Origin of the sequence: Bacillus sp. FSL K6-1003, from assembly GCF_037964945.1 — a bacterium.
Taxonomy (GTDB): Bacteria; Bacillota; Bacilli; order Bacillales; family Bacillaceae; genus Bacillus; species Bacillus mojavensis.
The window spans coordinates 1,492,913-1,516,672 of record NZ_CP150176.1 but is presented as its reverse complement, the minus strand read 5'-3'; the positions used below and the strand labels follow the sequence as shown (position 1 = coordinate 1,516,672).

Sequence of the window (23,760 nt, the reverse complement as noted above, 5' to 3'; positions counted from 1 at the left end):
CTTTACATTTTCTATAAAAAAACAGATGCAACCTGCACCTCAAACTGTACTAGTATAACCTATCACACTGTACTACAATAGAAATTTAAATTTTGAATAGAATTTAAAAAAAGAGCTGATCATAGTCAGCTCTTTTTTATGTGATAGCCTGCGGCGTCATATAAATCTTCACGGGCTTTATTATATTTCTGCGTTTGCACATCAAATTCTCCGCTTTGTTTAAGGACTTTTTTATAAGAAGCATTTGCTTTTTCGATCTGCTGTTCAAGCTTATCCAGCGTCAAGTCTTTGTCTTTCAGAAGCTTATACAGTTTTTTATCAAGTTTAATGGCTTTTTCATATTCTTCAGACATAGAGCTGTATGCTGCATATCTTTTTTCCATATGATCTGCCGCAGTCTCAGCCTTTTTCTTTATGTGTCTATCCTTAATAGTTTTAGCGGATTTTTTTGCTTCCTCAAATTCTGATTCGGATTTCTCGATGCTCTCATTTTCAAGCTTCAGATGTTCTTCACGTTTATTTACATTCTCTAGCGCTTCATTTGATAAAGAAACGATTTTTTTATAATCATCCATATTAAGCTTGATGACATCATTGTAGAGAGCATGTTCTTTTTTCTCTAATTCCTCGAGCGTTTTCTGTTCTTCTTGAAACGGCTTTTCTAGATCAGCGACTTTTTCTAATGAGTCATGAAGTGAGTCCAGCGGATCCTGTCCCACACACCCGGTTAAAAGTAAACTCAAAGCGCAAAAGGCTCCGATTTTCACACCGTGTCGCCGTTTTATTCTGTCTTTCACGTTAAATCCCCCAATCTTGACATTTTCTACTATAGAATCCATAAAGATATTTGACAATAGCCAGATGGTTATCTCATGGTTTGCTGAACAAAAAATCAAATCTAAATCGTGAAAAATCAGGACAGATGACCATACAACTTTTTTGTTTTTACATAGGTTATTGTAGACGCTATGCCTACTACAAGGCTCTGGCGTAATTAAAAGAGGAGGTTATGTTCATGTACGGTTATGGATATGGTTACGGCGGAGGCTGCTGCAGTTATGGTTACGGATATGGCGGAGCAGGATATGGCCGCACATTTGCGTTGATTGTTGTTTTATTCATTCTGTTAATCATTGTCGGAGCTGCTTATTTAGGCGGAGGCTGTTAATCATTACACAGTAAAACACTGACCAGCCATTTACGGCTGGTCATTTGTTTCGTTGCACCTTTACGAAGAAATCCGATATAATTTACATATTAAGCTTTAGGAGTGAAGTTTCTTGATTACTATGGAAAACATCGTGCGCGACGGCCATCCTGCCCTAAGAGTGACAGCAGAGCCTGTCGGGCTGCCTGCCACAGAAGAAGAAAAACAGCAGCTGGCAGATATGATTGAATTCGTAAAAAACAGCCAAAATCCGGAATTAGCCGAAAAATATAAGCTGCGTCCCGGCGTGGGACTCGCGGCTCCTCAAATTAATATTAATAAACGGATGATCGCAGTCCATGCAGAAGATGCTTCCGGGAAGTTATACAGCTATGCATTGTTTAATCCAAAGATCGTCAGCCATTCCGTTGAAAGAAGCTACTTAACTAGCGGTGAAGGCTGCCTGTCAGTTGATGAGGCAATTCCCGGCTTTGTTCCGCGCTATGCTCGTATCAGAGTGAAAGGAACAACACTGGAGGGTGAACAAATTGATATTCGTTTAAAAGGATTTCCGGCGATTGTATTTCAGCATGAAATCGACCATTTAAATGGCGTTATGTTTTATGATCATATCGATAAAGAAAATCCTTTTAAAGAACCTGAAAATGCGATTGCGATAGACCGCTAAAAGAAAATATGCGGCTGACACTCTAAGTGTCAGCCGCTTTTTTATTTTAGCAGGCCTAATTCTTTGACAGCATGAGCAATTCCATCCTCGTCTACAGGCTTTGTTACAAAATCCGCAACTTCTTTTAATTCAGGAACGGCATTCCCCATGGCAACGCCTGTTCCGACAAACTGAATCATTTGCAGATCATTTAATCCGTCGCCGAAGGCATATGTATCGCTGATATCAAACGGAAGACGCTCGATTACTTTTTTAATCCCCTCCGCCTTTGATCCGCCGCGCGGCAGAACATCAGTCGAAAGCTCATGCCAGCGCACAAGATCGAATTCAGGAAAAGCCGCATAAACTTTTTCTTCTTCATCCTGGCAAAACAACAGAAGCTGAAAAATGTCTTTTCCTTCATAGAAGAGGTCATCGGTTTCAGGATAGTCGGTCTTCAGGCTGCCGATTCCCTCCAAGACATGAGGATGGTCTGCAACAGTTGCTTTCATTGTATCTTCAGCCATAAACACAACCGGGTGGCTTCCTTCTCCCGCCTGCTTTAACAATCTTCTGATAGCCTCTTCAGGCAGCGGATTCTTATAAATCACTTCTTTTTCAAAGACGACATACTGACCATTGTAGGAGATAAATGAGTGAATGCCTAACTCCTCTAAAATCGGTTTCACCAGAAACGGGGACCGCCCGCTGGCGATAAACACATGGTGTCCCTGCCGCTGAAGCTCTGCTACCGCTTTTCTTGTACTTTCCGGTATTTTTTTGTCATGATCATATATCGTGCCGTCAATATCGAAAAAGATTAATTTTGAGTCCATCGTTATTCCCCTTTATGTCTTAATCTGCAATTCCCACACTCATCATACAAAAAGATTCCGGTTCAGCAAACCATTTCCCTCAAAAACTAAATAAAATTCCATTAATATCCACGAAAAGTCCGTGCTAAACTCCGTATACTATTTGTATACAACAACCTTGGACAAGTAACAATTGAAGGAGGGACCTGCGTTATGCTTAGGAAATTAAAAAAGAAGCTCAGAAGACAATGGAACGGAATGCTCCGCAGGAAAGTCATTGCCTGATAAGGGATCTGTCACTTTTTCAAAGGTCCTTATTTTGCTCAAGACTTTCCTTATATTCCGTTTTCGAATATAATAGAGTAAGGCGAGTCTAACATACGGCATTTAAGGAGAGATTTGGATGATTTATAAGGTATTTTATCAAAAAAAAGCTGAGGAAGTACCTGTTCGGGAAAAAACAGATTCACTTTATATTGAAGGCGTATCAGAGCGTGACGTCAGAACAAAACTGAAAGACAAGAAATTTAATATTGAATTTATCACACCTGTTGACGGTGCTTTTTTAGAATATGAACAACAGAGTGAAAATTTTAAAGTATTGGAGTTATGAGCGGTATGAAATTTGTAAAAAATGATCAGACTGCTGTTTTCGCCCTCGGAGGACTGGGCGAAATCGGTAAAAATACGTATGCGGTGCAGTTTCAGGATGAAATTGTGCTGATTGATGCGGGGATTAAGTTTCCCGAGGACGAACTGCTCGGTATTGATTACGTCATTCCCGATTACACGTATTTAGTCAAAAACGAAGATAAAATTAAAGGGCTTTTTATTACGCACGGGCACGAAGACCACATCGGCGGCATCCCGTACTTGCTTAGACAAGTCAATATTCCCGTTTACGGCGGTAAACTCGCGATCGGCTTACTTCGGAATAAACTTGAAGAGCATGGATTATTAAGACAGACCAAGCTTAACATCATCGGTGAGGATGATATCGTAAAATTTCGCAAAACGGCTGTGTCATTCTTTAGAACAACACACAGTATTCCGGATTCCTACGGTATTGTTGTAAAAACGCCGCCCGGAAACATCGTACATACTGGAGATTTCAAATTCGACTTTACTCCAGTCGGCGAGCCGGCAAACTTAACGAAAATGGCCGAAATCGGCAAAGAAGGCGTTCTGTGTCTCCTTTCAGACAGCACAAACAGTGAAAACCCAGAGTTCACTATGTCTGAACGCCGTGTCGGAGAAAGCATTCATGACATTTTCCGCAAGGTGGACGGCCGAGTTATCTTCGCTACATTTGCGTCGAATATTCACCGCTTGCAGCAGGTAATTGAGGCTGCTGTATTAAATGGAAGAAAAGTTGCCGTATTTGGACGCAGTATGGAATCGGCTATCGAAATCGGACAAACTCTCGGCTATATTAACTGTCCTAAAAATACGTTTATTGAACATAACGAAATCAATCGCATCCCTGCCAATAAAGTAACGATCCTGTGTACAGGAAGCCAAGGGGAACCGATGGCGGCTTTATCCAGAATTGCAAACGGCACACACCGGCAGATTTCTATCAATCCTGGGGATACAGTCGTATTTTCTTCATCCCCTATCCCAGGCAACACTATCAGCGTGAGCCGTACAATTAACCAGCTGTATCGTGCGGGGGCTGAGGTTATTCACGGACCTCTTAATGATATCCATACATCAGGCCACGGCGGACAGGAAGAACAAAAGCTGATGCTGCGTTTAATCAAGCCTAAATTCTTCATGCCGATTCACGGTGAGTACAGAATGCAAAAGATGCATGTCAAGCTTGCAACAGATTGCGGCATCCCTGAAGAAAACTGCTTTATCATGGATAATGGTGAAGTATTGGCGCTTAAAGGCGATGAAGCTTCAGTTGCCGGTAAAATTCCATCCGGTTCAGTATACATCGACGGCAGCGGTATCGGTGATATTGGAAATATCGTGCTTCGCGACCGCAGAATTCTTTCTGAAGAAGGTCTTGTGATCGTCGTTGTCAGCATAGATATGGATGACTTTAAGATTTCAGCGGGCCCTGACTTGATTTCCAGAGGATTTGTTTACATGAGAGAATCGGGCGATTTGATCAATGACGCCCAAGAGCTCATTTCAAACCACTTACAAAAAGTCATGGAACGAAAAACCACTCAATGGTCAGAAATCAAAAATGAGATTACGGATACGCTTGCTCCGTTCTTATATGAAAAAACGAAACGCCGCCCAATGATCCTTCCGATCATTATGGAGGTTTAAAAAAAGATGCACTCACTTAGGAGTGCATCTTTTTTATTGCAGTGCTATATGCTGAAATGACTTTACATCAAACAACCCTGTTGTCGTCATTTTGATGTCAGGAATGACAGGCAAAGCCAAAAATGAAAGCGTCAAAAATGGGTTAAAGCGGTCTTTGAAACCAATAAATGAGAGCTTTTCATGAAGCGTCATTAAACTTTGATTCACCAATTCTGCCGATTGGTCGGATAATAATCCCGCAATCGGCAGAGGAACAGAGTGAAGTTCTTCCCCATCTTTTATAACTGTTAATCCGCCGCCTATTTCCTGCAGCTTATTAACTGCGGCTGCGATATCGGCGTCATTTGTCCCGACAGCAATGATATTGTGCGAATCGTGTGAAATGGTTGTTGCAATCGCTCCGCTTTTCAAACCAAATCCTTTCACAATACCAAGTCCCGTTTCTTTTAATCCCTTATGCCGTTCAACGACTGCAATCTTTAACAAGTCAAGTTTAATGTCAGGCTGAAAAATGTGTGCTTCTGGAGCCGGAACACTCACAAGACGTGTTTCAAGCTGATTTGGTATGATTTGAATGACATTCATCTGCTGCTGGGGATTAATTGGCATATGAAAATCCTGTTCGGAAAGAGGAGCAGCAAGGTTAACGGAATCAAGCAGAGCCGGGTCTGGTGTTAGCGTATGAACTTGTGCCTGACCGACTGCTTTATTATCTTCAGCAACAGTTTGTCCTTTTACCATCGTCTTTGTGACAGTGACATTTTCCACATCTGAAATAAAGAGCAGGTCGGCGTCAAATCCCGGAGCAATTGCTCCCTTTGTATCTAGTCCGTAACATTCCGCTGCATTCAGGCTTCCCAATTGGTATGCCAAAAACGGGTCGAGGCCTGCTTGAATGGCCATTTTCACCTGATGATTCACACTTCCCTCTGACAATAAATCATCTACATGTTTATCATCAGTACAGAAGAAGAAACGGCGCGCATTCTTTTCATTAACAGCCGGCAGCACTTTCAATGTGTTTTTTGCCACTGACCCTTCTCGCATCATGACATACATCCCTCTTCTGATACGATCAAGCGCTTCTTCCTTCGTTGTTACCTCATGATCGGTCAAGACAAGAGCGGTCCTGTATATATTGATGAGATCAGTTGACAAGCCTGCTAAATGCCCATCAATCCGTTTCCCGGCACTCCGGGCATCTAACAGCTTATTAACCATGTCTGCTTCACCCTGCTCAACCGATACATAATCCATCACTTCAGCCAGACCCAATACCTCTTTTTCTTCGTAAAATGGCTTCAAATCGGCCGCCCGGAGTACTGCACCGGATCGCTCAAAGCTGGCGGCAGGCACACTGGAGGGAAGCATAAAATGGATATTCAGCGGTGTTTGGCGGGCCTGTTCAATCATAAATTTGATTCCTTCTTGACCGGACACATTCGCTATTTCATGCGGATCGGTAATAATGGTCGTCACGCCATTCGGCAATACGGCTTTGGCAAACTCGATCGGTGTCACCATTGATGACTCAATATGTACATGACCATCAATAAATCCCGGCACAATGATTTGCCCCTCTGCATCAATGGTTTCTTCACCTTCATACTGGCCGAGGCCTACAATGACTCCGTCTGTTATCGCAATATCTTCATAGATCCACTCATGATTATATACGTCCATGATTTTCCCGTTCTTAATGACGATGTCAGCTTTTTGTCTGCGGGCTGAAGCATTCAGCCTTTTGACCAGCGCTTCTTTATTCAAATGGCCCCCTCCTCTTTTTTATTTATATGGTACAATATGCTATCGGAACGCTTATCCGTAGTCAATAAAATTTTAATAAATTGGCACTCAGTTCATTAAAGTTGTTATATTCTGATAATATGAAAAAACCGCCCCTAAGGACGGCTTATATTCCTTCTATTTCGTATGAAGAACTCTTTTCTCAAAACGTGAAATATCCGTAACCGATCCAATAACGATGAGAATATCTTCTTGGTGTATCACTTCAGTTGCTAGCGGCGACACGATGACTTCCTTGCCCCTTTTAATCGCTACAATATTAATACCGTATTTCGCCCGTATATCTAAATCGAGAAGAGTGTTTCCGGCAAGACGGCTGTTGGCTACGATCTCGACAAGACTATGCTCTTCTGACAGCTCCAAATAATCAAGTACATTGTTGGAAACGATATTATGTGCAATTCTTTTCGCCATATCTCGTTCCGGGTGGACAATGTGATCCGCGCCGATTTTGGACAGCACTTTTTCATGATAATCGTTCTGAGCCTTAACTGTAATCGTATTGACACCCAGTTCTTTGAGGATCAGAGTTGTTAATATACTCGCCTGAATATTTTCACCGATCGCAACAATGACGTGGTCAAAATTCCTCAAACCTAAATTTTTCAGAACAGATTCGTCGGTCGAATCTCCGATGACGGCATGTGATGCAATTTTGGCATACTCGTTGACTTTATCTTCATCAATATCCATCGCCATGACCTCGACGCCCTCTTCGCTCAATGCTTTGCAAATACTTCCACCAAAACGGCCGAGTCCAATTACCGCAAATTCTTTTTTCATAGTGGTGCTCCTTTACCTAACATCATATTGATCAAATTTTATCATATTCTTTTGAAGCAGTGTTAATTTCATCAACCCTTTGGCAGCGAATTCATATGCTGCTTAAGCCGTTCAGTAAAGCCCGGGGTCAAATAAAGCTCGGCTCCCCGTTCAATCTCGGTTTGATAATGCTGAGGAGGTGCTGTTTCTGCTTCTTTTCGGAGGACGAGAAAGGTTAAACAATCGGTATAGAGCTTTCCCCCTGCTTCAACGTCTACAAATGCCGGCCGATAGGTAAGAGATTCAACCCCTTCTCTTTTATACAAATAGGCGACAGCTGAAAAAGGAAGACGATACAATACCCCTTCTGTCGTGCCTCCGTCTTCAGTGATATCCGCTCTTGAGCCGTCTTGTCTTTTTAACGTAAAGCGGGTTGTATACCCTTTTAAAACAGCTCCTCCTACTGGATCTTGAAAATAATGATCAACCCCTGCTTTTTGAAAACGGGCATTGTCCATACAAGATCCGTAGGCAAAATAGTACACGGGTCCTTTAGATTTGCTGATCATCTGATGTTCTTTCCAGTCACCGCTGCCTATTTTCACAAAGTCAGCACAATCATCTTTTTTCATATCATACACAAGTGCTTTCTTAATTCCAGCATCAGTTTCTACATGTACAGATTTCTTGTAATAGCCTTGATAAAAAAGATCCAGCTTATGTATACATGATTCATCTGCTTCATAAATCTCACCGCAAATATAGCCATCAGCCTCTAAGACGGCCGCAGGTTCCTCGGCTGCCGTATCAAAAAGACATCCCTTTGTCCGTGCCTGCTCACTGATACAAGCCGACTGTGATAACAGATGATGATTTTTTTCATGCTTCCTTAAGGTCCCATATACAAACAGAAGCGAGTTCATCTTGTTTTTCCCCTCTCAGCTGTCAGATTTTAAAGGCAGAACAACTTGAAAGATGCTGCCTTTTCCAGCTTCACTTTCAATCTTCAATTCCCCGTTATGCTCCTTTAATATTCTCAAACAAATCGCGAGCCCCAATCCTGTGCCTTTCTCCTTTGTTGAATAAAAAGGTTTTCCGATTTGCTCAAGTTTTTCCTGTGACATGCCGTTCCCTTCGTCTTTTACGCTTATTACCACATGTGAAGCTGTTTTAGCAGTGGAAATCGTAACGACACCGCCTTTTGGCATTGCTTCAATTCCATTTTTGATTATATTGATAAAAACCTGCTTCAGCTGGTTTTCGTCCCCTTTAATCATACAGGTTTCCGTCTCATCAAAATTCTTTTCTATAGCAATATTGGACAATATGGCATTTGTATCAAGCAATGTTGTGACTTGTTTCAAAATTTCATTAATTGGGTGCGTTTTAAATGTAATTTCCTGCGGCTTCGCCAGCAGCAAAAGCTCGCCGAGCACCAGATCAATTCTTTTAATCTCTGAAAAGATGATATCAAAATAATCTTTTCTATCCGGATATGATGTTTTCATAATTTGAAGGAATCCGCTGACGGACGTTAAGGGATTTCTGACCTCATGGGCAATGCCGGCAGCCAGTTCACTCGTGATCGACAGTTTCTGCGACTCCCTCGCAAGTCGTTCATTAATCTCTAGAAGCTCATCTTCAGCCTCTTTTCGCTCAGTGATGTCTGACATTGTACCTAAGCTTCCGGTAAATTGCTCATCTCGGTCATAGTAAAGTTTATAGTGGACCTCACCCCAAAAGATCGTCCCGGTCTTTGTCACATATTTTGCCGTAAACATTCCCGAGGACGCTTTGTTTTTGATTTGAGTATTAATGTGATCAGCTACATGCTTTTCTTTTATGAAGTAATCATTATACATTGTTCCCATACATTCACTGATCGAAAAACCTGTGATCGCTGCCCACGCTTGATTTAAGTATGTAATTTCGCCTTTTGCATTTGTTTGGAAAACGATCTCCTGTAAATTATCCATGATGCGGTTCTTCTCATCAGAAAGCTGTTTATACTTCCATTCATTATCTTTCATTTTCTTGACCAGCTGTTTCTTCTCATCGACATAATACGCCAGCATCCAGACACTGAAAATCGTGACTGCTGTATACACAATGTCAACAGGCCAATTAATCGGGTTTTTGCCTATAAAATAAAATAAATAATCCCAAAACATAATAAAAATCATTGCCAAAATAATGGAAATGATACGTGCTTGATATTTTCTCATATGACCACCTGCCGCTTGTGTTTCTCTGTTTATTGTACCATTCTTCGACAAATAATTGAGTAAAATATGTAAAGTATCCCAAATCATTCATTACCTTTTGTTCATGATGTCATATCTTAGGCGGCGGTAATCAGGAATCGGCACGCAAAAAAAGGCGGAGATTACACATTCCGCCTTTTAACATATATTATTCTTTTAAAGCGGCTTGGATTTCTTCGAGAAGCAGCTGTGCACCTTCAGGGCTTAACGTAATTTTACCGTTGCCGTATTCTTTATTTTCTGAAGTGATTTCCCCAGTCATTAAACAAACGCCATGAGGTTTGTACTTTTTCAAAATAATTTTATCACCGTCGACAAAAAACTCAATGCTGTCTTTAATAGCAATGTCCAGTGCCCGTCTTAACTCGATCGGCATAACAATACGGCCTAATTCATCTACTTTTCTTACAACACCTATTGATTTCATAAAAACCCTTCTTCCTTAAACGTTTCTTTTTTCATGTAATATTAAAGGTTGTCCCTCAATATATCGTAGACGTACGAAACTTAGAAAAAGTTTCCCGCTTTCTTGAAGAATTGCTCGAAATTTTTCCCATAAAACCGATAAATGTATTACTTCTGTTACACCCTTCCGCATTTTTTTACAAAAACATTTCTTTCCCGACGCACACCCCCACAAATCACTTCTTTTCTTAGAAACTTTAAATGTAGAATCATATTAAATCAGGATAAAGATTGGGTGAAAACATGTTTCAATCAACTGAAATTGGAATTGACTTAGGAACAGCTAATATACTTGTTTACAGCAAAAATAAAGGAATCATCTTAAATGAACCTTCTGTTGTCGCAGTAGATACAACGACGAAAGCAGTGCTTGCGATCGGGACTGACGCGAAAAATATGATCGGTAAAACACCAGGAAAAATTGTCGCTGTCAGACCGATGAAAGACGGCGTTATCGCTGACTACGACATGACAACTGATTTGTTAAAGCACATCATGAAAAAAGCCGGAAAGAGCATCGGCATGTCGTTTAGAAAGCCGAGTGTCGTTGTGTGCACACCATCAGGCTCAACTGCAGTGGAACGCCGCGCCATCAGTGACGCGGTGAAAAATTGCGGAGCGAAAAACGTCCATTTAATCGAAGAACCGGTGGCAGCTGCGATTGGAGCGGATTTGCCGGTTGACGAGCCGGTTGCTAACGTGGTGGTAGATATCGGCGGCGGCACGACGGAAGTCGCGATTATTTCCTTTGGAGGCATTGTCTCCTGCCATTCAATCAGAATCGGCGGAGACCAGCTTGATGAGGATATCGTTGCTTTTGTGCGGAAAAAGTACAATTTGCTGATCGGTGAACGCACAGCTGAGCAGGTTAAAATGGAAATTGGCCATGCATTGATTGAGCATGTGCCGGATGCAATGGAAATTCGCGGACGTGACCTTGTAACAGGGCTACCAAAAACCATTCTGCTTCAATCAAATGAAATTCAAAATGCGATGCGTGAATCTCTCCTTCATATTCTTGAAGCGATTAGAGCCACACTTGAGGACTGTCCTCCTGAATTAAGCGGAGACATTGTCGATCGCGGTGTCATTTTAACAGGCGGCGGGGCGCTTCTTAAAGGAATAAAAGAATGGCTGTCAGAAGAAATCGTTGTACCCGTACACGTTGCGCAAAACCCGCTTGAATCCGTGGCAATCGGCACCGGACGTTCCTTAGAGGTGATTGATAAGCTCCAAAAAGCGGTTAAATAATCCTTTTCTCGCAAAATCTCAGAAAGTAATTGAAATTCCTGCTTCTTTTTTCCTCTCTCTCTTCATATTGTGGGAAATGGAGAAACGATAAGGAGGAAACAGATGCTTAGAGATTTAGGAAGACGGGTAGCGATTGCAGCCATTTTGAGCGGAATCATTCTTGGAGGCATGAGCATTTCACTGGCAAACATGCCTCATGCGCCTGAAGGCCCTGTAAAAATGAATCATCCATAAGTATTGAAAAACCCAAGACAATTTTGTGTTGGGTTTTTCTTTGCACTCCTTTCTTTTCTTTATTGGAGATTATTTGATATGATGAGAAAAAAGCACGAGGAGGAAAGATTGATGGATACATTTTCAGAGAAATTAAATACATATGCCCAGCTGGCGGTTGAGGTCGGCGTTAATGTCCAAAAAGGCCAGTATGTGGTTGTAAATGCTTCGACGGAGGTACGTGATTTCGTCCGTCTGATTGTGAAACATGCATATGAAAAAGGCGCAAAAAATGTAACAGTGAATTGGCAGGATGATGAAGTAGCCAGATTAAAATATGAACTGGCGCCATTTGAAGCCTTTGAAGAGTATCCTGAATGGGAAGCAAAAGGCAGAGAAGAGCTCGCCAAAAAAGGAGCTGCTTTTATTTCAGTCGTATCCTCAAACCCAGACTTACTGCAAGGTGTAGATTCCAAACGGATTGCCGCCTTCCAAAAAGCAGCAGGAAAAGCGTTACATACATACAGACAATACATTCAATCAGATAAAGTGAGCTGGACTGTCGTCGGTGCTGCATCAGCAGGTTGGGCTCAGAAAGTGTTCCCTGACAAATCAGAAGAGGAAGCGACACAGCTTCTGTGGGAAGAAATTTTTAAAGCAACACGCGTAAACGAAGAAAATCCGGTCCAAGCGTGGATCAATCATGATCAAAACCTTCATGAAAAAGTTGATCATTTGAACCAAAAACATTACGCCGCTTTACATTATCAAGCAGAAGGAACTGATTTAACAATCAAGCTTCCGAAAAAACACGTTTGGGCAGGAGCCGGAAGCGTAAATGAAAGCGGACATGAATTTATGGCTAATATGCCGACAGAAGAAGTATTCACGCTGCCGCAAAAAGACGGGGTTGACGGGTTTGTATCGAGCACAAAACCGCTCAGCTACGGCGGGAATATTATCGAAAACTTCACGCTCACATTCAAAAACGGCCGTATTGTTGATATCAAAGCTGAAAAAGGAGAAGACATATTAAAAGAATTGGTCGAAACAGATGAAGGCTCTCACTATCTTGGTGAGGTAGCTCTTGTCCCTTACGATTCAGCTATCTCACAATCAAATATTCTTTTTTATAACACTTTATTTGATGAAAATGCATCAAATCACCTGGCAATCGGCAGTGCCTATGCTTTTAACATTGAGGGCGGAAAACAGATGTCTCGTGAAGAGCTTGTCAAAGAAGGCTTAAACGAAAGCATTACCCACGTAGATTTTATGGTTGGTTCTAAGGATATGAACATTGATGGAATTACTGAAGACGGAAAAAGAGAACCGATCTTTAGAAATGGAAATTGGGCTTTTTAAAATAAGAAGGAGGCTTTCGCCTCCTTCTTATTTTTCTGCTTCATACATTTGCAGATTGGCATAAACCGTTTCTAATACTGGTGTTGAAAGAGATAAACGCTTTGCTTTATCAAGCAAAAAGCCATGCAGATGATCACCTTCAGTCGTTTGACCATTTTCCATATCACGGAGCATGGAGGATTTCATATGATAAGACATTTTTGTCATCGTGCGGAAGCTATCTTCTTCAAGCTCTGGATCAGCGGGCACCCCCTCCTTGCGCAAGATCATGCCGATTTCCCCAATGAGTGTTTGCGCAGTGTGCCGTCCGCTTTCTGTTTCAAGAATTGGTCCAAGCGGTCTTTGAAATAAGGTTGTCATTCCTGCTTGCGCTGCAATAAACAGATATTTTTTCCAGATGTCTTTCTCGATATGCTCGCTAATGATGACCTCCGCCTTCACTCCTGTGATTGCTTTCTCAAGCTCTTTTATCCGTTTCGTACGCTCACCGTTCCATTCACCAAACACAAAACGATGCGACGCACTTGTATGGTTGATTTCTCCCTGCTTGTTTAAAGCACTTTCTATGAAACACAGCCCGCCCAGCACCTGATCTTTCGAAAATGCCGTAAACAGCTGCTCATAGTGGCGATAACCGTTCAAGAAAGGAATAAAGACTGATGCGCTGTGGACAAAAGGTTTGACATCGTCAATCACCTGACCGAGTGAATATGCTTTAGAAGCGATGATGATCACATCAAACTGTCCTCTTTCTCCTGCAGTGATTACTGCTGGGTCCAAGGACACGTCACCCTTTTCACTATGAATAACGAGTCCCGTTTGTTTTAGCTGTTCAGCTCTTTTTTGGCGGACAAGAAACGTCACCGCATTCCCTTTCTCTGCAAGCCGTCCGCCAATATAACCGCCTACTCCACCTGCTCCGACAATTAAAAATTTCAAGTGAATGTCCCCTTTCTTTTCTATGTACAAAAAAAAGCAGAGAATTCTCTGCTTTTTTTATTACGCGTATAGTTCAGCCAGTTTTTTCTGCACATCAGCATTTTCAAGGAACTCGTCATAGCTCATTTGCTTGTCAACGATGCCATTAGGCGTAATTTCTATGATTCTGTTGGCAATCGTCTGTACAAACTGGTGGTCATGTGATGTAAACAACATAGCGCCTTTAAAGCTGATTAAGCCGTTATTGAGCGCTGTAATGGATTCTAGGTCTAAATGGTTGGTCGGTTCATCCAAAATTAAAATATTGGCGCCAGAAAGCATTGCTTTCGAAAGCATGCAGCGAACCTTTTCTCCCCCAGATAATACATTTGCTTTTTTGTGTACTTCTTCACCGGAAAACAGCATGCGACCTAAGAAGCCACGTAAAAAGCTTTCACTTTGATCATGAGGAGAATATTGGCGAAGCCAGTCTACAAGATTTAAATCACTGCCTTCAAAATATTCACTGTTGTCTTTAGGGAAGTACGCTTGAGATGTCGTCACGCCCCATTTAAACGTTCCGCTGTCAGCTTCCATTTCCCCGGAAATGATTTTGAACAAAGTAGTAACAGCCAATTCGTTACGTCCTGTAAAAGCAATTTTATCTTCTCTATTCATAATAAAGCTGACATTGTCGAGAATTTTTACACCATCAATTGTTTTCGTTAATCCTTCTACCCGGAGAACGTCATTACCAATTTCTCGTTCCGGTGTGAAGTTGACGTAAGGATAACGGCGTGAAGACGGTTTAATGTCATCAAGAGAAATTTTATCAAGAAGTTTCTTTCTTGAAGTCGCCTGTTTTGATTTAGACGCATTCGCGCTGAATCTAGCCACAAACTCTTGCAGCTGTTTAATTTGCTCTTCTTTTTTCTTGTTCGCATCTTGTGAAAGCTTCAAAGCAAGCTGGCTTGATTCATACCAGAAATCATAGTTTCCAACGTAGATTTGGATTTTGTTAAAATCAAGGTCAGCAATATGTGTGCACACTTTGTTTAAAAAGTGACGGTCATGGGATACAACAATCACAGTATTGTCAAAGTTAATCAGAAACTCTTCCAGCCACTGAATTGCCTGAAGGTCCAAGTGGTTCGTCGGCTCATCAAGAAGCAGGACATCGGGCTTGCCGAATAATGCCTGGGCCAGGAGAACCTTTACTTTTTCGGAACCTCCAATATCTTCCATCTTTTTCGTGTGAAGATCTTCTGAGATGCCGAGACCTTTTAAGAGGATCGCAGCTTCACTTTCTGCTTCCCATCCGTTCAGCTCTGCAAATTCACCTTCGAGCTCTGCCGCACGAATTCCGTCTTCATCCGAGAAATCAGGCTTCATGTAAATTGCGTCTTTCTCCTGCATGACCTCGTATAAACGCTTATGTCCCATAATCACAACTTTTAGCACTTCATACTCTTCGTACTCAAAGTGGTTCTGTTTCAGAATGGCAAGACGCTCGCCAGGACTCATATGAACATCGCCTGTCTGAGGCTCAATTTCTCCTGATAACACTTTCAGAAACGTTGATTTACCAGCACCATTGGCACCAATTAACCCGTAACAGTTGCCTGGGGTAAATTTAATATTTACATCTTCAAATAACTTGCGATCCGCAAACCGCAAGCTCACATTATTTACAGCAATCATTTAATATCCTCCATCATGTCTATCATCATTAAAAGTATACCATGAATGGAAGACAAGAGAAATGCTTCCCTGATAAAAGCAGGCAGAAACACTTCTACACTAAAGGGGAGAAGCTGTGGTACAATTGAAGGCAAAGAGGATGCATCCAGATGGAAAATCATACATTCTTACTCGGAGGAACACATTGAGGCTTTTAACACTGACTGAATATTGCTTATTGATCTTTTTTACAGGCTTTTATCTTGCCGTAACTGGCTTTACCGCCAAAGATATCGGCTTATATATCGGGATCGCCCTGATTTATATCTTCTCACATATCTTCTCTAAACGGTTATTAGAAAAACGCGGCAAAGAGAACAAACAAGTGCACCTTTTCTTCAGTGTGCTGGCCATTATCGGTTCAGTATTTGTCACTGTATTATGCATTGCATTGGTCGCTTCTTTTTCCAATTAAAAAACGCCTGCTGTCCAAAGGCCAGCAAGGCGTTTTTATTTGGTTTGGCGCATTTCATTAAACGGGAAAAATACAAACTTCGACGTACCCACAATCCGATCTTCCGCAATCAGTCCGAGGCCATTTCTGCTGTCCATGGAGTTTAGCCGGTTATCCCCCATGACGAAATATTTGCCTTTCGGTACTTTCACCGGGCCAAAGTCGCCTGTAAGACTGACACCAAGCTTTTCTGCCTCTTTTTTGTTTTTAGACAAATAAGGCTCGGCAACTTTTTTTCCGTTTATATAAAGCGTGTCATCCTTCATTTCCACGGTTTCTCCAGGCTTACCGATCAATCGTTTGACGTAATGGATTTTTGAAGTCTCACCATTGATAATGACGATATCTCCCCGCTTCAGCTCACCGATATAGTGTACCGTTTTATTGACAAACAGCCTTTCGCCGTCATGTAAAGTGGGATACATAGATGAACCTTCGACTAAATACGGTTCAAATAGGAAGTGGCGGATAATGAGTGCCAGCAGGACAGCAATGACAATCGCTTTTCCCCATTCCCAATACGTATTGGTTTTTTTCTTCCCCGCTTTTTCAGTTTTTATTTGATTTTCTTCGGTCAAAGTGTTTCCTCCTAGACGATTGCTATATCAGTTGTTTCCCTTCTTTTACTTTATCATAATTTATTATAAAATACATAACTTAACCGCGCTGCTGCAAGAAGATAGAGAAAAAGCGTCCTTTAGTAACAGGACGCTTTTTTCCTTATTTATCAGTTACAGGTTTTTTCACGATACCTAGGATAATCGCCATAACCACAGCACCAATTACAATACTTAATAAGTAAAGGAGCGGATGGTTTGTAATAAAGGCTACGAATATGCCTCCGTGAGGTGCAGGAAGGGTTACACGGAAGAATTCAGTTAATCCGCCGGCAACCGCTGCACCGACCACAGCAGCTGGAATGACGCGAAGCGGATCAGCCGCAGCAAACGGGATTGCGCCTTCTGTTACGAAAGCCGCACCCATGAAGTAGCACGTAATACCTGCTTCACGGTCACGCTGAGAGAACTTGTTTCTGAAAATTGTTGTTGCAAGTGCGATACCTAATGGAGGAACCATACCGCCGGCCATGATCGCTGCATGAGGCGCATAGTTGCCTGCATCAATCATCGCGATACCGAACGTGAAGGCTGCTTTATTAAGCGGACCGCCCATGTCGATCGCCATCATACCGCCTAAAATAATACCCATTAACACCAGGTTTCCTGTACCAAGGCTTTGAAGCCAGTCTGTTAAGAAATTCATAAATGCTGCCACAGGTGTATTGATTACAAATTGCATTAATACGCCAGTGATAAAAATACCAAACAGCGGATAAATCAATACAGGCTTCAATCCATCAAGTGACTGAGGGATAAACACAAATACTTTTTTCAATAAAATTACGACATAACCAGCAAGGAATCCGGCAATCAGGCCGCCTAAGAATCCCGCATTCGCTTGAGTGGCCATAAACCCGCCGACCATACCAGGAGCAAATCCCGGACGATCTGCAATACTCATCGCAATAAAACCGGCCAGAACTGCAACAATCAGTTTTAATGCGTTGTCGCCGCCGATAAAGTTCAATGCTGCAGCAAACGTATTGTAGCTAGGATCATTTGGATCTGAAGAATGGATCCCCCAGAAGAATGAAATTGCAACGAGTATACCGCCGCCCACTACGAATGGAAGCATGTTGCTGACACCGCTCATAAGGTGCTTATAAAACGCGTTTCCAATACCGCCGGAGCTGCCTTTTGCTTCATTTTCATCACTCTGAGCAGAAGAACCGCCGCCGCTGCCTTGATAAATCGGTGCGTCTTGGTTCACCGCTTTTTCGATAAGCTCTTGCGGGCGTCTGATACCTGCCGTTACCGGAACTTGAAGCACCCGTTTGCCTTTGAAGCGCTCCATTTCAACCTGCTTGTCCGCTGCGACAATGATTGCAGGTGCATCTTCAATTTCTTGGGCAGTTAGCTTGTGCTTAATACCGCTTGAACCATTTGTTTCAACCTTAATCTCAACACCAAGCTCTTTTGCTTTTTCTTTAAGGGCATCCGCTGCCATGAAAGTATGGGCGATACCTGTCGGACAAGCTGTGACCGCTAGGATTTTTCCTTTTCCGGCTGGTGCTGGTGCCGTTTCTTCTTCTTCTTCTTCCTCTTCATCATCATCTTTATCATGCTGATTGATAATGTCAATAATTGCGTCTTCTGATTCAGCTTCAAGCAGCTGTTTGCGAATTTCTTCACGCATTAACAGAGTAGACAGTCTTGACAGCGCTTCAAGGTGGGTGTTGTTTGCGCCTTCAGTCGCTGCAATCATGAAGACCAAGTGAGCCGGCTGGCCGTCTAGTGATTCATAATCGACACCGTCTTTTGAACGCCCAAAGGCAATCGCCGGGTTGATAACGCTTGCCGTTTTCGCATGCGGAATAGCGATTCCTTCACCGATACCCGTTGAACTTTGGCTTTCACGATTTAAAATGGCTTCTTTGTAGGCTTGTCTGTCATTTAATTTACCAGCCTTATCAAGAACTGTGACCATCTCGTCAATAACGTTTTCTTTTTCTTTGCTTTCAATATTAAGCTTTATCGTATGCTTCGTTAAAAGCTCAGTTATTTTCACTTTTGTTTCCTCCTCTATAGACGTGTGACCTTAACTTCAGGAAGAAGCTGCTGGACAAATTCTTCTGTACCAAGTTCCTCAGAAAACGCGGTAGCGCTGCCTGATGTAACTCCTAAGCGGAATGCCTCTTCAAGCGGCAGCTGCTTGGAAACACCGGCAAGAAAACCTGCAACAACAGAATCTCCTGCTCCGACAGAGTTTACCAATTTCCCCTTTGGTACGTTTGCAAAGTAGACGGCATCCTTTGTAAACAGAAGCGCTCCGTCACCGGCCATGGATACGATTACATGCTCAGCGCCTTGTTCTACAAGCTTTTTCCCATAAGGAACAGCTTCTTCAACAGATGAAATTGTCGTTCCGAACATTTCACCAAGCTCGTGATGGTTCGGCTTCATCAAAAATGGTTTCATTTCTGTTGCTTTCATAAGCGCTTCGCCAGAGATATCTAACACAACACGCGCGTTCTGCCGTTTGCAAGCCTCTGCGATTTTTTCATAGGTATCTTGAGGCAGTGAAGAAGGAATGCTGCCAGCAAGAACGACAATATCCCCCTCTTGCAAAGATGTAAACTGTTCTAAAAAGGCATTGAAATCTTCGTCTGAAATCGTTGGTCCCTGACCGTTAATTTCCGTTTCATCACCAGTTTTCAGTTTTACATTGATGCGGGTATCTTCTTTTACTTCAGAAAAAGCTGTTTCCAGATTTTCCTCCCGCAAAAATGTTTTGATATATTCTCCTGTAAATCCGCCGACAAATCCGAGCGCTTTTGACTGAACATGATGTCTTTTCAGCAGTCTCGATACGTTGATGCCTTTTCCCCCTGGATACTTTGTATCATATGCGGAACGGTTCAGGCCTCCTACAGTAAAATCTTCAACGTGAACAATATAATCGACAGATGGATTAAGTGTTACAGTATAAATCATGGTTTCACTACCTTTACGACAGTTTTTTCTTGGTAATTATCGAATGTAAGCTCTTCAGCGTCAGTCGTAATGATTGTTGCGTCGCCTATGCCGGCAAAAGCCGAAAATGAAATTTCTCCAAATTTCGAAGGGTCCGCTAAGACGTAAGCGTGTTTTGCCTGTTTGACAGCCTTCGTTTTCAAAAGGGCTTCATCAGGGTCAGGCGTTGTGAAGCCAGCCTCTGTATGCACACCGTTTGCCCCCAGAAAACTCTTATCGAATCTGTACTGATCCATGGCAATCAGTGAAGTGCCCCCGATAACCGCGCCTGTTCTGTGCTTTACATATCCTCCAAGCAGATAAAAAGATATTTCTTTCCTTATCAATGCGTCGATGTGCATAACCCCATTCGTGACCACAACGATATCTTTGCTTTTATCCATAAAATCAATCATGTGCAAAGTCGTCGTGCCCGCATCGAGATAAATGCAATCCCCATCCTCCAAAAGTGAAGCGGCTTTTTCAGCAATCTTCAACTTATCGTGAAGGTTTTTGGATGATTTTTCAAGCATATCGGGTTCAAGTCTGATATCGGAAAGCTTGGCAGCTCCCCCGTGAACACGCTTTAAAAAACCGCGTTCTTCAAGCGTCGATAAATCTCTTCTGATTGTTGATTCAGAAGCATTTGTTAGATTTATGAGCTCTTGAATCTTTACCACATCATGCTTTTCTATTTGATCAATAATCAATTGATATCTTTCAGGAGTTAGCATGCTTCACCTCCTAATGAAAACGTATTCATTTTGAATACAATTTCATTGTAAACGCTTTTTTTACAATAGGCAACTGAAATCATTCAAATTCATTCAATAACTATCAAAATCTTTCACGTTTCTCCATATTAACGTATGTATATAGGGTTTGTAAACTGTAAATTCGACAAAAACAAGGACAATTGTATGACTTTTTCTCCTTATCTTAATGTAAAAAGTCTTTTATATTCATAGTAAAAAACACCAAGCATTAAAAAACCTCATGCATATGCATGAGGTTACTCGTAACGCAGCGCTTCAATCGGATCGAGCTTAGCAGCTTTATTTGCAGGAAGCATTCCAAACACTACGCCAATAAGCATACTGAACAGCACGCCTACGCATACGACCTGCCAGGATACTAATGACGGCCAGCCGGCGATGGCAGAAACCAGCGCGGCCCCTCCATATCCGATCCCGATCCCAATTAGTCCGCCGATGAGCGTTAATACCACAGATTCAATTAAAAACTGGGTCAAAATTTGTCCTCTAGTCGCTCCGAGAGACTTCCGAATTCCGATTTCCCGCGTTCGTTCTGTCACTGACACAAGCATAATATTCATGACTCCGATTCCGCCGACTACAAGCGATATGCCTGCAATTGAGCCGATAATTGTGGTCATGATTGTTGTGATCTTTCCAATTCCTGCTGCAATCTCTTCCATGTTCATTACTTGATATGAATCCTCAGTGCCGTGATTGTCATTCATCAGCTGTGCCGCTTCTTTTCCGATAGATTTTATGTCATCAGCCGATTCGACCTGCAATGACACATTACTGAAGTCACTTGTACCAAAAGACGATTTCATCATATTAAACGGCACATACATTTCACTGAGTCCGAAAGACAGCAAACCTGTTTCCTTCTTCAGTACACCAATAATTTCAACAGGCTGTCCGTTTACCCAGACAACTTCACCGAGAGGAGAGGATTTATCAAACAGCTCTTCGGCCATTTTTTGTGATATAATGCCCGCCCTTTTTCCTGCAAGAAAGTCATTATCAGTAAAGGTTCTCCCGCTTTCTATTTCTAAGGAATTCACATTCATATATCCGTCGTTGATTCCGTTAATGGTTACATCGGTTTCTTCCTCATGATAACGCGCCTTCATGCTTTCAGAAGTGGATGCAACTACTTGTCTTATCCCATCTATCTCTTTTAATCCGCTAATATCGTTTTCTGTGAAAGTTGACTCCGTTACGGCGTTCGGATTGCTTGCAAGCTCTTCGTCACTCGGCATGTAGTATAGTTCAACCGTATTCCCCGGACCGCTGATGGACTGCTTAAGCATCTGCTCGCCGCCCTGCCCTACAGCAACGACAACAATAACAGAGCCAACACCAATGATGATTCCGAGCATCGTTAAAATGGAACGCATTTTATGTGCAAGAACAGAGCTCAAAGCCATTCTGATGTTTTCTAACAGACTCATTCTCCCACGCTCCTTTGTCCGGAGCCCGGAGGAACAATTTCTCCATCTCGCACCATGATGACCCGGTTCGTGCAATCTGCAACTTCAGGCTCGTGGGTAACAAGTACAATTGTTGTTCCCTCTTCGTTTAACGCTGTAAATTGGTCCATAATCGCTGCACTTGTTTTTGTATCCAACGCGCCCGTCGGTTCATCCGCCAAAATTAATTTTGGTTCATTGACAATTGCCCTTGCAATGGCCACACGCTGCTTCTGGCCACCGGATAACTCATTCGGCATATGAAGCATTCGATCGGCTAATCCGACCTTTTCTAAGGCTCTTTCAGCTCTCTCTTGGCGTTCTTTTTTTCCAATGCCGGAATAAATCATTGGCAGCTCGACATTTTTTTTAGCGTTTAGCCGCGGGAGAAGCTGGAATTGCTGAAAGACAAAACCGATGGATTTGTTGCGGACCGCGGCCAGTTCTTTGTCTTTATAAGAAGAGATGTCTTCGCCGTCCAGCTTATATATACCGGAAGTCGGACGATCCAGACAGCCGATAATATTCATAATCGTTGATTTTCCCGATCCTGACGGCCCCATGATCGAAACGTATTCCCCTTGATTGATGTTCAAATCAATCGAATGAAGAACATCAAACGTTTCTCTGCCGATCTGGTAGCTTTTTCGCACTTTAGAAAGCTGAATCATTTATGCTTTCACATCCGTTCCGTCAGCCAAATCATCAGCAGGATTTAAAATGACTTGGTCATCCTTAGAAATTCCTTCTTTGATTTCCGTTACGTCGTCTGTTACTTCACCGATTTTGACATCGACTCGCTTGGCTTTCCCATCCTTTACTGTATACACGTAATATTGATCATCTTCTTTTTTAACTGCCTTAGAAGGAAGCGTATTGGTTTTCCGCTTATCCGTCTCAATGTTCATAATGAATTTAAAACCCGGCTTTCCTTCTGGAAGATCGCCTTTTATTTTAACTTGAAGCGGGTATTGAACCGCCTGATCTGTGCCAGCTGCTGCCGCGGCGTTTTCCTGCTGATCCGGCACCAGCCCGACAGCGGAAACTGTCCCTCTCCATGTTTTATCCTGAATGACATCTGAAGTGAGTGTGACCTTTTGGCCTTTTTTGACTTTAAGTGTATCGTATTCAGACAATTTCCCTGAAACAACAAGGTTTTTAGGATTACCAATATGTATGACAGGTTCTTGAATATCTGATTTTTTTGATGCCGCTTCTTTGTTGACTGAAATTACAGTGCCATCGATCTCGCTTTTCACTTGAAGATCTGACATTTTATTAGCAAGCGACTGCCGCTGAAGCTCAGTTTGCTTTAATTCAATTTGAGCCGTTTTTTCCTGCATTTCAAGCTCTGTGCGCTCAGATTCAATTTGTTTTTCTGCTTCTTTCTTTCCGAGCTGTTTTGTCAGTTTTTTTTCTTTATTGTCCAACGCTTGTAACTTTTCTAGAATCTGATCGATTTGCAGCCGGTTCGATTCAGTGGTTAATTCATTTTGTTCTTTTTCCAGACTGAGCTGCTCATTCGAATAAGTGACTAACGGCGTACCCTTTTTGACTTTGTCGCCTTCCTTCACTTTAATGTCGTGCAGAGTTCCTTTATCCGCTTCATAAAACACATATTGTTCATCTGAAAATTTAAGTGTGCCTGGAACCATAACCGTTGACGATATCTTTTTTTCTTCGAGGCTTCCCGTCTCCACCTTCTGGCCGGCGCTGCCGCTTGCAGGAGCGGCAGACCGGTAAATATTAATTCCAATAAAAAGAGCGACTAATGCTGCAATCCCAATTCCGATCCAGACTTTTTTCATCTA

24 protein-coding genes are annotated in these 23,760 nt (G+C 42.3%); 8 read left to right on the top strand and 16 right to left on the bottom strand.

Annotation, left to right across the window (positions count from 1 at the left end; genetic code table 11):
• Positions 1–125: 125 nt before the first annotated feature.
• A complete protein-coding gene (locus NSU16_RS07875; RefSeq protein ID WP_339192477.1) occupies positions 126–797 on the bottom strand; it encodes a YkyA family protein in 672 nt (223 codons plus the stop codon).
• Positions 798–1,015: 218 nt separating this feature from the next.
• Between NSU16_RS07875 and NSU16_RS07870 the strand changes: the two genes are divergently transcribed.
• Both NSU16_RS07870 and def read left to right on the top strand, forming a co-directional pair.
• On the top strand, positions 1,016–1,168 hold the full coding sequence (locus tag NSU16_RS07870) for a YjcZ family sporulation protein (RefSeq protein ID WP_010334100.1): 153 nt from the start codon (positions 1,016–1,018) through the stop codon (positions 1,166–1,168).
• Between the two features lie 112 nt (positions 1,169–1,280).
• Positions 1,281–1,835 (top strand): peptide deformylase, encoded by a 555-nt coding sequence (gene def / locus NSU16_RS07865; RefSeq protein ID WP_268446301.1) that lies wholly within the window; start codon positions 1,281–1,283, stop codon positions 1,833–1,835.
• Positions 1,836–1,876: 41 nt separating this feature from the next.
• Here the strand turns inward: def and NSU16_RS07860 are convergent, their stop codons facing one another.
• A complete protein-coding gene (locus tag NSU16_RS07860) occupies positions 1,877–2,650 on the bottom strand; it encodes a Cof-type HAD-IIB family hydrolase (RefSeq protein WP_268505592.1) in 774 nt (257 codons plus the stop codon).
• Between the two features lie 382 nt (positions 2,651–3,032).
• On the opposite strand from NSU16_RS07860, the gene rnpZA reads away from it, so the two are divergent.
• Together rnpZA and rnjA are read left to right on the top strand one after the other, a co-directional pair.
• Positions 3,033–3,242 (top strand): RNA polymerase subunit omega 1, encoded by a 210-nt coding sequence (gene rnpZA, locus NSU16_RS07855; RefSeq protein WP_010334097.1) that lies wholly within the window; start codon positions 3,033–3,035, stop codon positions 3,240–3,242.
• Positions 3,243–3,247: 5 nt separating this feature from the next.
• Entirely contained in the window at positions 3,248–4,915 is a 1,668-nt protein-coding gene (gene rnjA / locus NSU16_RS07850; RefSeq protein WP_010334096.1) for a ribonuclease J1, read from the top strand.
• Between the two features lie 33 nt (positions 4,916–4,948).
• Here the strand turns inward: rnjA and ade are convergent, their stop codons facing one another.
• From ade to abhA, 5 genes are all read right to left on the bottom strand, one after another.
• The gene (gene ade / locus NSU16_RS07845) at positions 4,949–6,682 is read right to left on the bottom strand and encodes an adenine deaminase (protein WP_339192476.1); all 1,734 of its coding nucleotides are present in this window, start codon (positions 6,680–6,682) and stop codon (positions 4,949–4,951) included.
• A 156-nt stretch (positions 6,683–6,838) separates the two neighbouring features.
• Complete coding sequence (ktrC, locus tag NSU16_RS07840) at positions 6,839–7,504, bottom strand: Ktr system potassium transporter KtrC (protein ID WP_010334094.1); 666 nt, start codon at positions 7,502–7,504, stop codon at positions 6,839–6,841.
• Positions 7,505–7,575: 71 nt separating this feature from the next.
• Complete coding sequence (locus NSU16_RS07835; RefSeq protein WP_168747682.1) at positions 7,576–8,406, bottom strand: gamma-glutamylcyclotransferase; 831 nt, start codon at positions 8,404–8,406, stop codon at positions 7,576–7,578.
• 15 nt (positions 8,407–8,421) lie between these two features.
• Entirely contained in the window at positions 8,422–9,708 is a 1,287-nt protein-coding gene (locus tag NSU16_RS07830) for an ATP-binding protein (protein ID WP_010334093.1), read from the bottom strand.
• 187 nt (positions 9,709–9,895) lie between these two features.
• Positions 9,896–10,174, bottom strand: a complete 279-nt coding sequence (gene abhA / locus NSU16_RS07825; protein WP_003244728.1) for a transcriptional regulator AbhA — start codon at positions 10,172–10,174, stop codon at positions 9,896–9,898.
• A 281-nt stretch (positions 10,175–10,455) separates the two neighbouring features.
• Between abhA and mreBH the strand changes: the two genes are divergently transcribed.
• The 3 genes from mreBH (at position 10,456) to NSU16_RS07810 (ending at position 13,041) form a co-directional block, all read left to right on the top strand.
• Entirely contained in the window at positions 10,456–11,463 is a 1,008-nt protein-coding gene (gene mreBH, locus NSU16_RS07820; RefSeq protein WP_268451202.1) for a cell shape-determining protein MreBH, read from the top strand.
• A gap of 102 nt (positions 11,464–11,565) precedes the next feature.
• On the top strand, positions 11,566–11,697 hold the full coding sequence (locus NSU16_RS07815) for a protein YkpC (RefSeq protein ID WP_010334091.1): 132 nt from the start codon (positions 11,566–11,568) through the stop codon (positions 11,695–11,697).
• A 111-nt stretch (positions 11,698–11,808) separates the two neighbouring features.
• Positions 11,809–13,041: an aminopeptidase gene (locus NSU16_RS07810; RefSeq protein WP_010334090.1), complete on the top strand. Its 1,233-nt coding sequence runs from the start codon at positions 11,809–11,811 to the stop codon at positions 13,039–13,041.
• A gap of 27 nt (positions 13,042–13,068) precedes the next feature.
• On the opposite strand, the gene NSU16_RS07805 is transcribed toward NSU16_RS07810, so the two are convergent.
• Both NSU16_RS07805 and NSU16_RS07800 read right to left on the bottom strand, forming a co-directional pair.
• Positions 13,069–13,980: a ketopantoate reductase family protein gene (locus NSU16_RS07805; RefSeq protein WP_339192475.1), complete on the bottom strand. Its 912-nt coding sequence runs from the start codon at positions 13,978–13,980 to the stop codon at positions 13,069–13,071.
• Positions 13,981–14,040: 60 nt separating this feature from the next.
• A complete protein-coding gene (locus NSU16_RS07800) occupies positions 14,041–15,660 on the bottom strand; it encodes an ATP-binding cassette domain-containing protein (protein WP_339192474.1) in 1,620 nt (539 codons plus the stop codon).
• A gap of 184 nt (positions 15,661–15,844) precedes the next feature.
• Here NSU16_RS07800 and NSU16_RS07795 point away from each other — a divergent pair, with 184 nt between their 5' ends.
• A complete protein-coding gene (locus NSU16_RS07795; protein ID WP_010334087.1) occupies positions 15,845–16,114 on the top strand; it encodes a hypothetical protein in 270 nt (89 codons plus the stop codon).
• Between the two features lie 35 nt (positions 16,115–16,149).
• Here the strand turns inward: NSU16_RS07795 and lepB are convergent, their stop codons facing one another.
• From lepB to NSU16_RS07760, 7 genes are all read right to left on the bottom strand, one after another.
• Positions 16,150–16,731, bottom strand: coding sequence for a signal peptidase I (gene lepB, locus NSU16_RS07790; RefSeq protein ID WP_339192473.1), 582 nt, complete (start codon positions 16,729–16,731; stop codon positions 16,150–16,152).
• Between the two features lie 142 nt (positions 16,732–16,873).
• Positions 16,874–18,781, bottom strand: coding sequence for a fructose-specific PTS transporter subunit EIIC (locus NSU16_RS07785; RefSeq protein ID WP_326226984.1), 1,908 nt, complete (start codon positions 18,779–18,781; stop codon positions 16,874–16,876).
• A 14-nt stretch (positions 18,782–18,795) separates the two neighbouring features.
• The gene (gene pfkB / locus NSU16_RS07780) at positions 18,796–19,707 is read right to left on the bottom strand and encodes a 1-phosphofructokinase (RefSeq protein ID WP_010334084.1); all 912 of its coding nucleotides are present in this window, start codon (positions 19,705–19,707) and stop codon (positions 18,796–18,798) included.
• Positions 19,704–20,459, bottom strand: a complete 756-nt coding sequence (locus tag NSU16_RS07775; RefSeq protein ID WP_010334083.1) for a DeoR/GlpR family DNA-binding transcription regulator — start codon at positions 20,457–20,459, stop codon at positions 19,704–19,706. Before NSU16_RS07775 ends, pfkB begins: the two co-directional genes overlap by 4 nt.
• A 278-nt stretch (positions 20,460–20,737) precedes the next feature.
• Entirely contained in the window at positions 20,738–21,931 is a 1,194-nt protein-coding gene (locus tag NSU16_RS07770) for an ABC transporter permease (RefSeq protein ID WP_268450420.1), read from the bottom strand.
• Positions 21,928–22,620 carry an ABC transporter ATP-binding protein gene (locus tag NSU16_RS07765; protein ID WP_286058598.1) on the bottom strand — a complete coding sequence of 231 codons (693 nt, stop codon included), beginning with the start codon at positions 22,618–22,620 and terminating at the stop codon, positions 21,928–21,930. The genes NSU16_RS07770 and NSU16_RS07765 overlap by 4 nt, the downstream gene beginning before the upstream one ends.
• Complete coding sequence (locus NSU16_RS07760) at positions 22,621–23,757, bottom strand: efflux RND transporter periplasmic adaptor subunit (RefSeq protein ID WP_339192472.1); 1,137 nt, start codon at positions 23,755–23,757, stop codon at positions 22,621–22,623. It abuts the gene before it with no gap.
• Positions 23,758–23,760: the final 3 nt, after the last annotated feature.

Bases quoted from the DNA above. Each gene is read 5' to 3' on its own strand.
- NSU16_RS07830 (WP_010334093.1), bottom strand. From the start codon at position 9,708: ATGAGAAAATATCAAGCACGTATCATTTCCATTATTTTGGCAATGATT.
- rnpZA (WP_010334097.1), top strand. From the start codon at position 3,033: ATGATTTATAAGGTATTTTATCAAAAAAAAGCTGAGGAAGTACCTGTT.
- NSU16_RS07860 (WP_268505592.1), bottom strand. From the start codon at position 2,650: ATGGACTCAAAATTAATCTTTTTCGATATTGACGGCACGATATATGAT.
- NSU16_RS07765 (WP_286058598.1), bottom strand. From the start codon at position 22,620: ATGATTCAGCTTTCTAAAGTGCGAAAAAGCTACCAGATCGGCAGAGAA.
- ktrC (WP_010334094.1), bottom strand. From the start codon at position 7,504: ATGAAAAAAGAATTTGCGGTAATTGGACTCGGCCGTTTTGGTGGAAGT.
- rnjA (WP_010334096.1), top strand. From the start codon at position 3,248: ATGAAATTTGTAAAAAATGATCAGACTGCTGTTTTCGCCCTCGGAGGA.
- NSU16_RS07770 (WP_268450420.1), bottom strand. From the start codon at position 21,931: ATGAGTCTGTTAGAAAACATCAGAATGGCTTTGAGCTCTGTTCTTGCA.
- mreBH (WP_268451202.1), top strand. From the start codon at position 10,456: ATGTTTCAATCAACTGAAATTGGAATTGACTTAGGAACAGCTAATATA.
- NSU16_RS07810 (WP_010334090.1), top strand. From the start codon at position 11,809: ATGGATACATTTTCAGAGAAATTAAATACATATGCCCAGCTGGCGGTT.
- NSU16_RS07760 (WP_339192472.1), bottom strand. From the start codon at position 23,757: ATGAAAAAAGTCTGGATCGGAATTGGGATTGCAGCATTAGTCGCTCTT.
- NSU16_RS07815 (WP_010334091.1), top strand. From the start codon at position 11,566: ATGCTTAGAGATTTAGGAAGACGGGTAGCGATTGCAGCCATTTTGAGC.
- pfkB (WP_010334084.1), bottom strand. From the start codon at position 19,707: ATGATTTATACTGTAACACTTAATCCATCTGTCGATTATATTGTTCAC.
- NSU16_RS07800 (WP_339192474.1), bottom strand. From the start codon at position 15,660: ATGATTGCTGTAAATAATGTGAGCTTGCGGTTTGCGGATCGCAAGTTA.
- NSU16_RS07870 (WP_010334100.1), top strand. From the start codon at position 1,016: ATGTACGGTTATGGATATGGTTACGGCGGAGGCTGCTGCAGTTATGGT.
- NSU16_RS07835 (WP_168747682.1), bottom strand. From the start codon at position 8,406: ATGAACTCGCTTCTGTTTGTATATGGGACCTTAAGGAAGCATGAAAAA.
- NSU16_RS07775 (WP_010334083.1), bottom strand. From the start codon at position 20,459: ATGCTAACTCCTGAAAGATATCAATTGATTATTGATCAAATAGAAAAG.
- abhA (WP_003244728.1), bottom strand. From the start codon at position 10,174: ATGAAATCAATAGGTGTTGTAAGAAAAGTAGATGAATTAGGCCGTATT.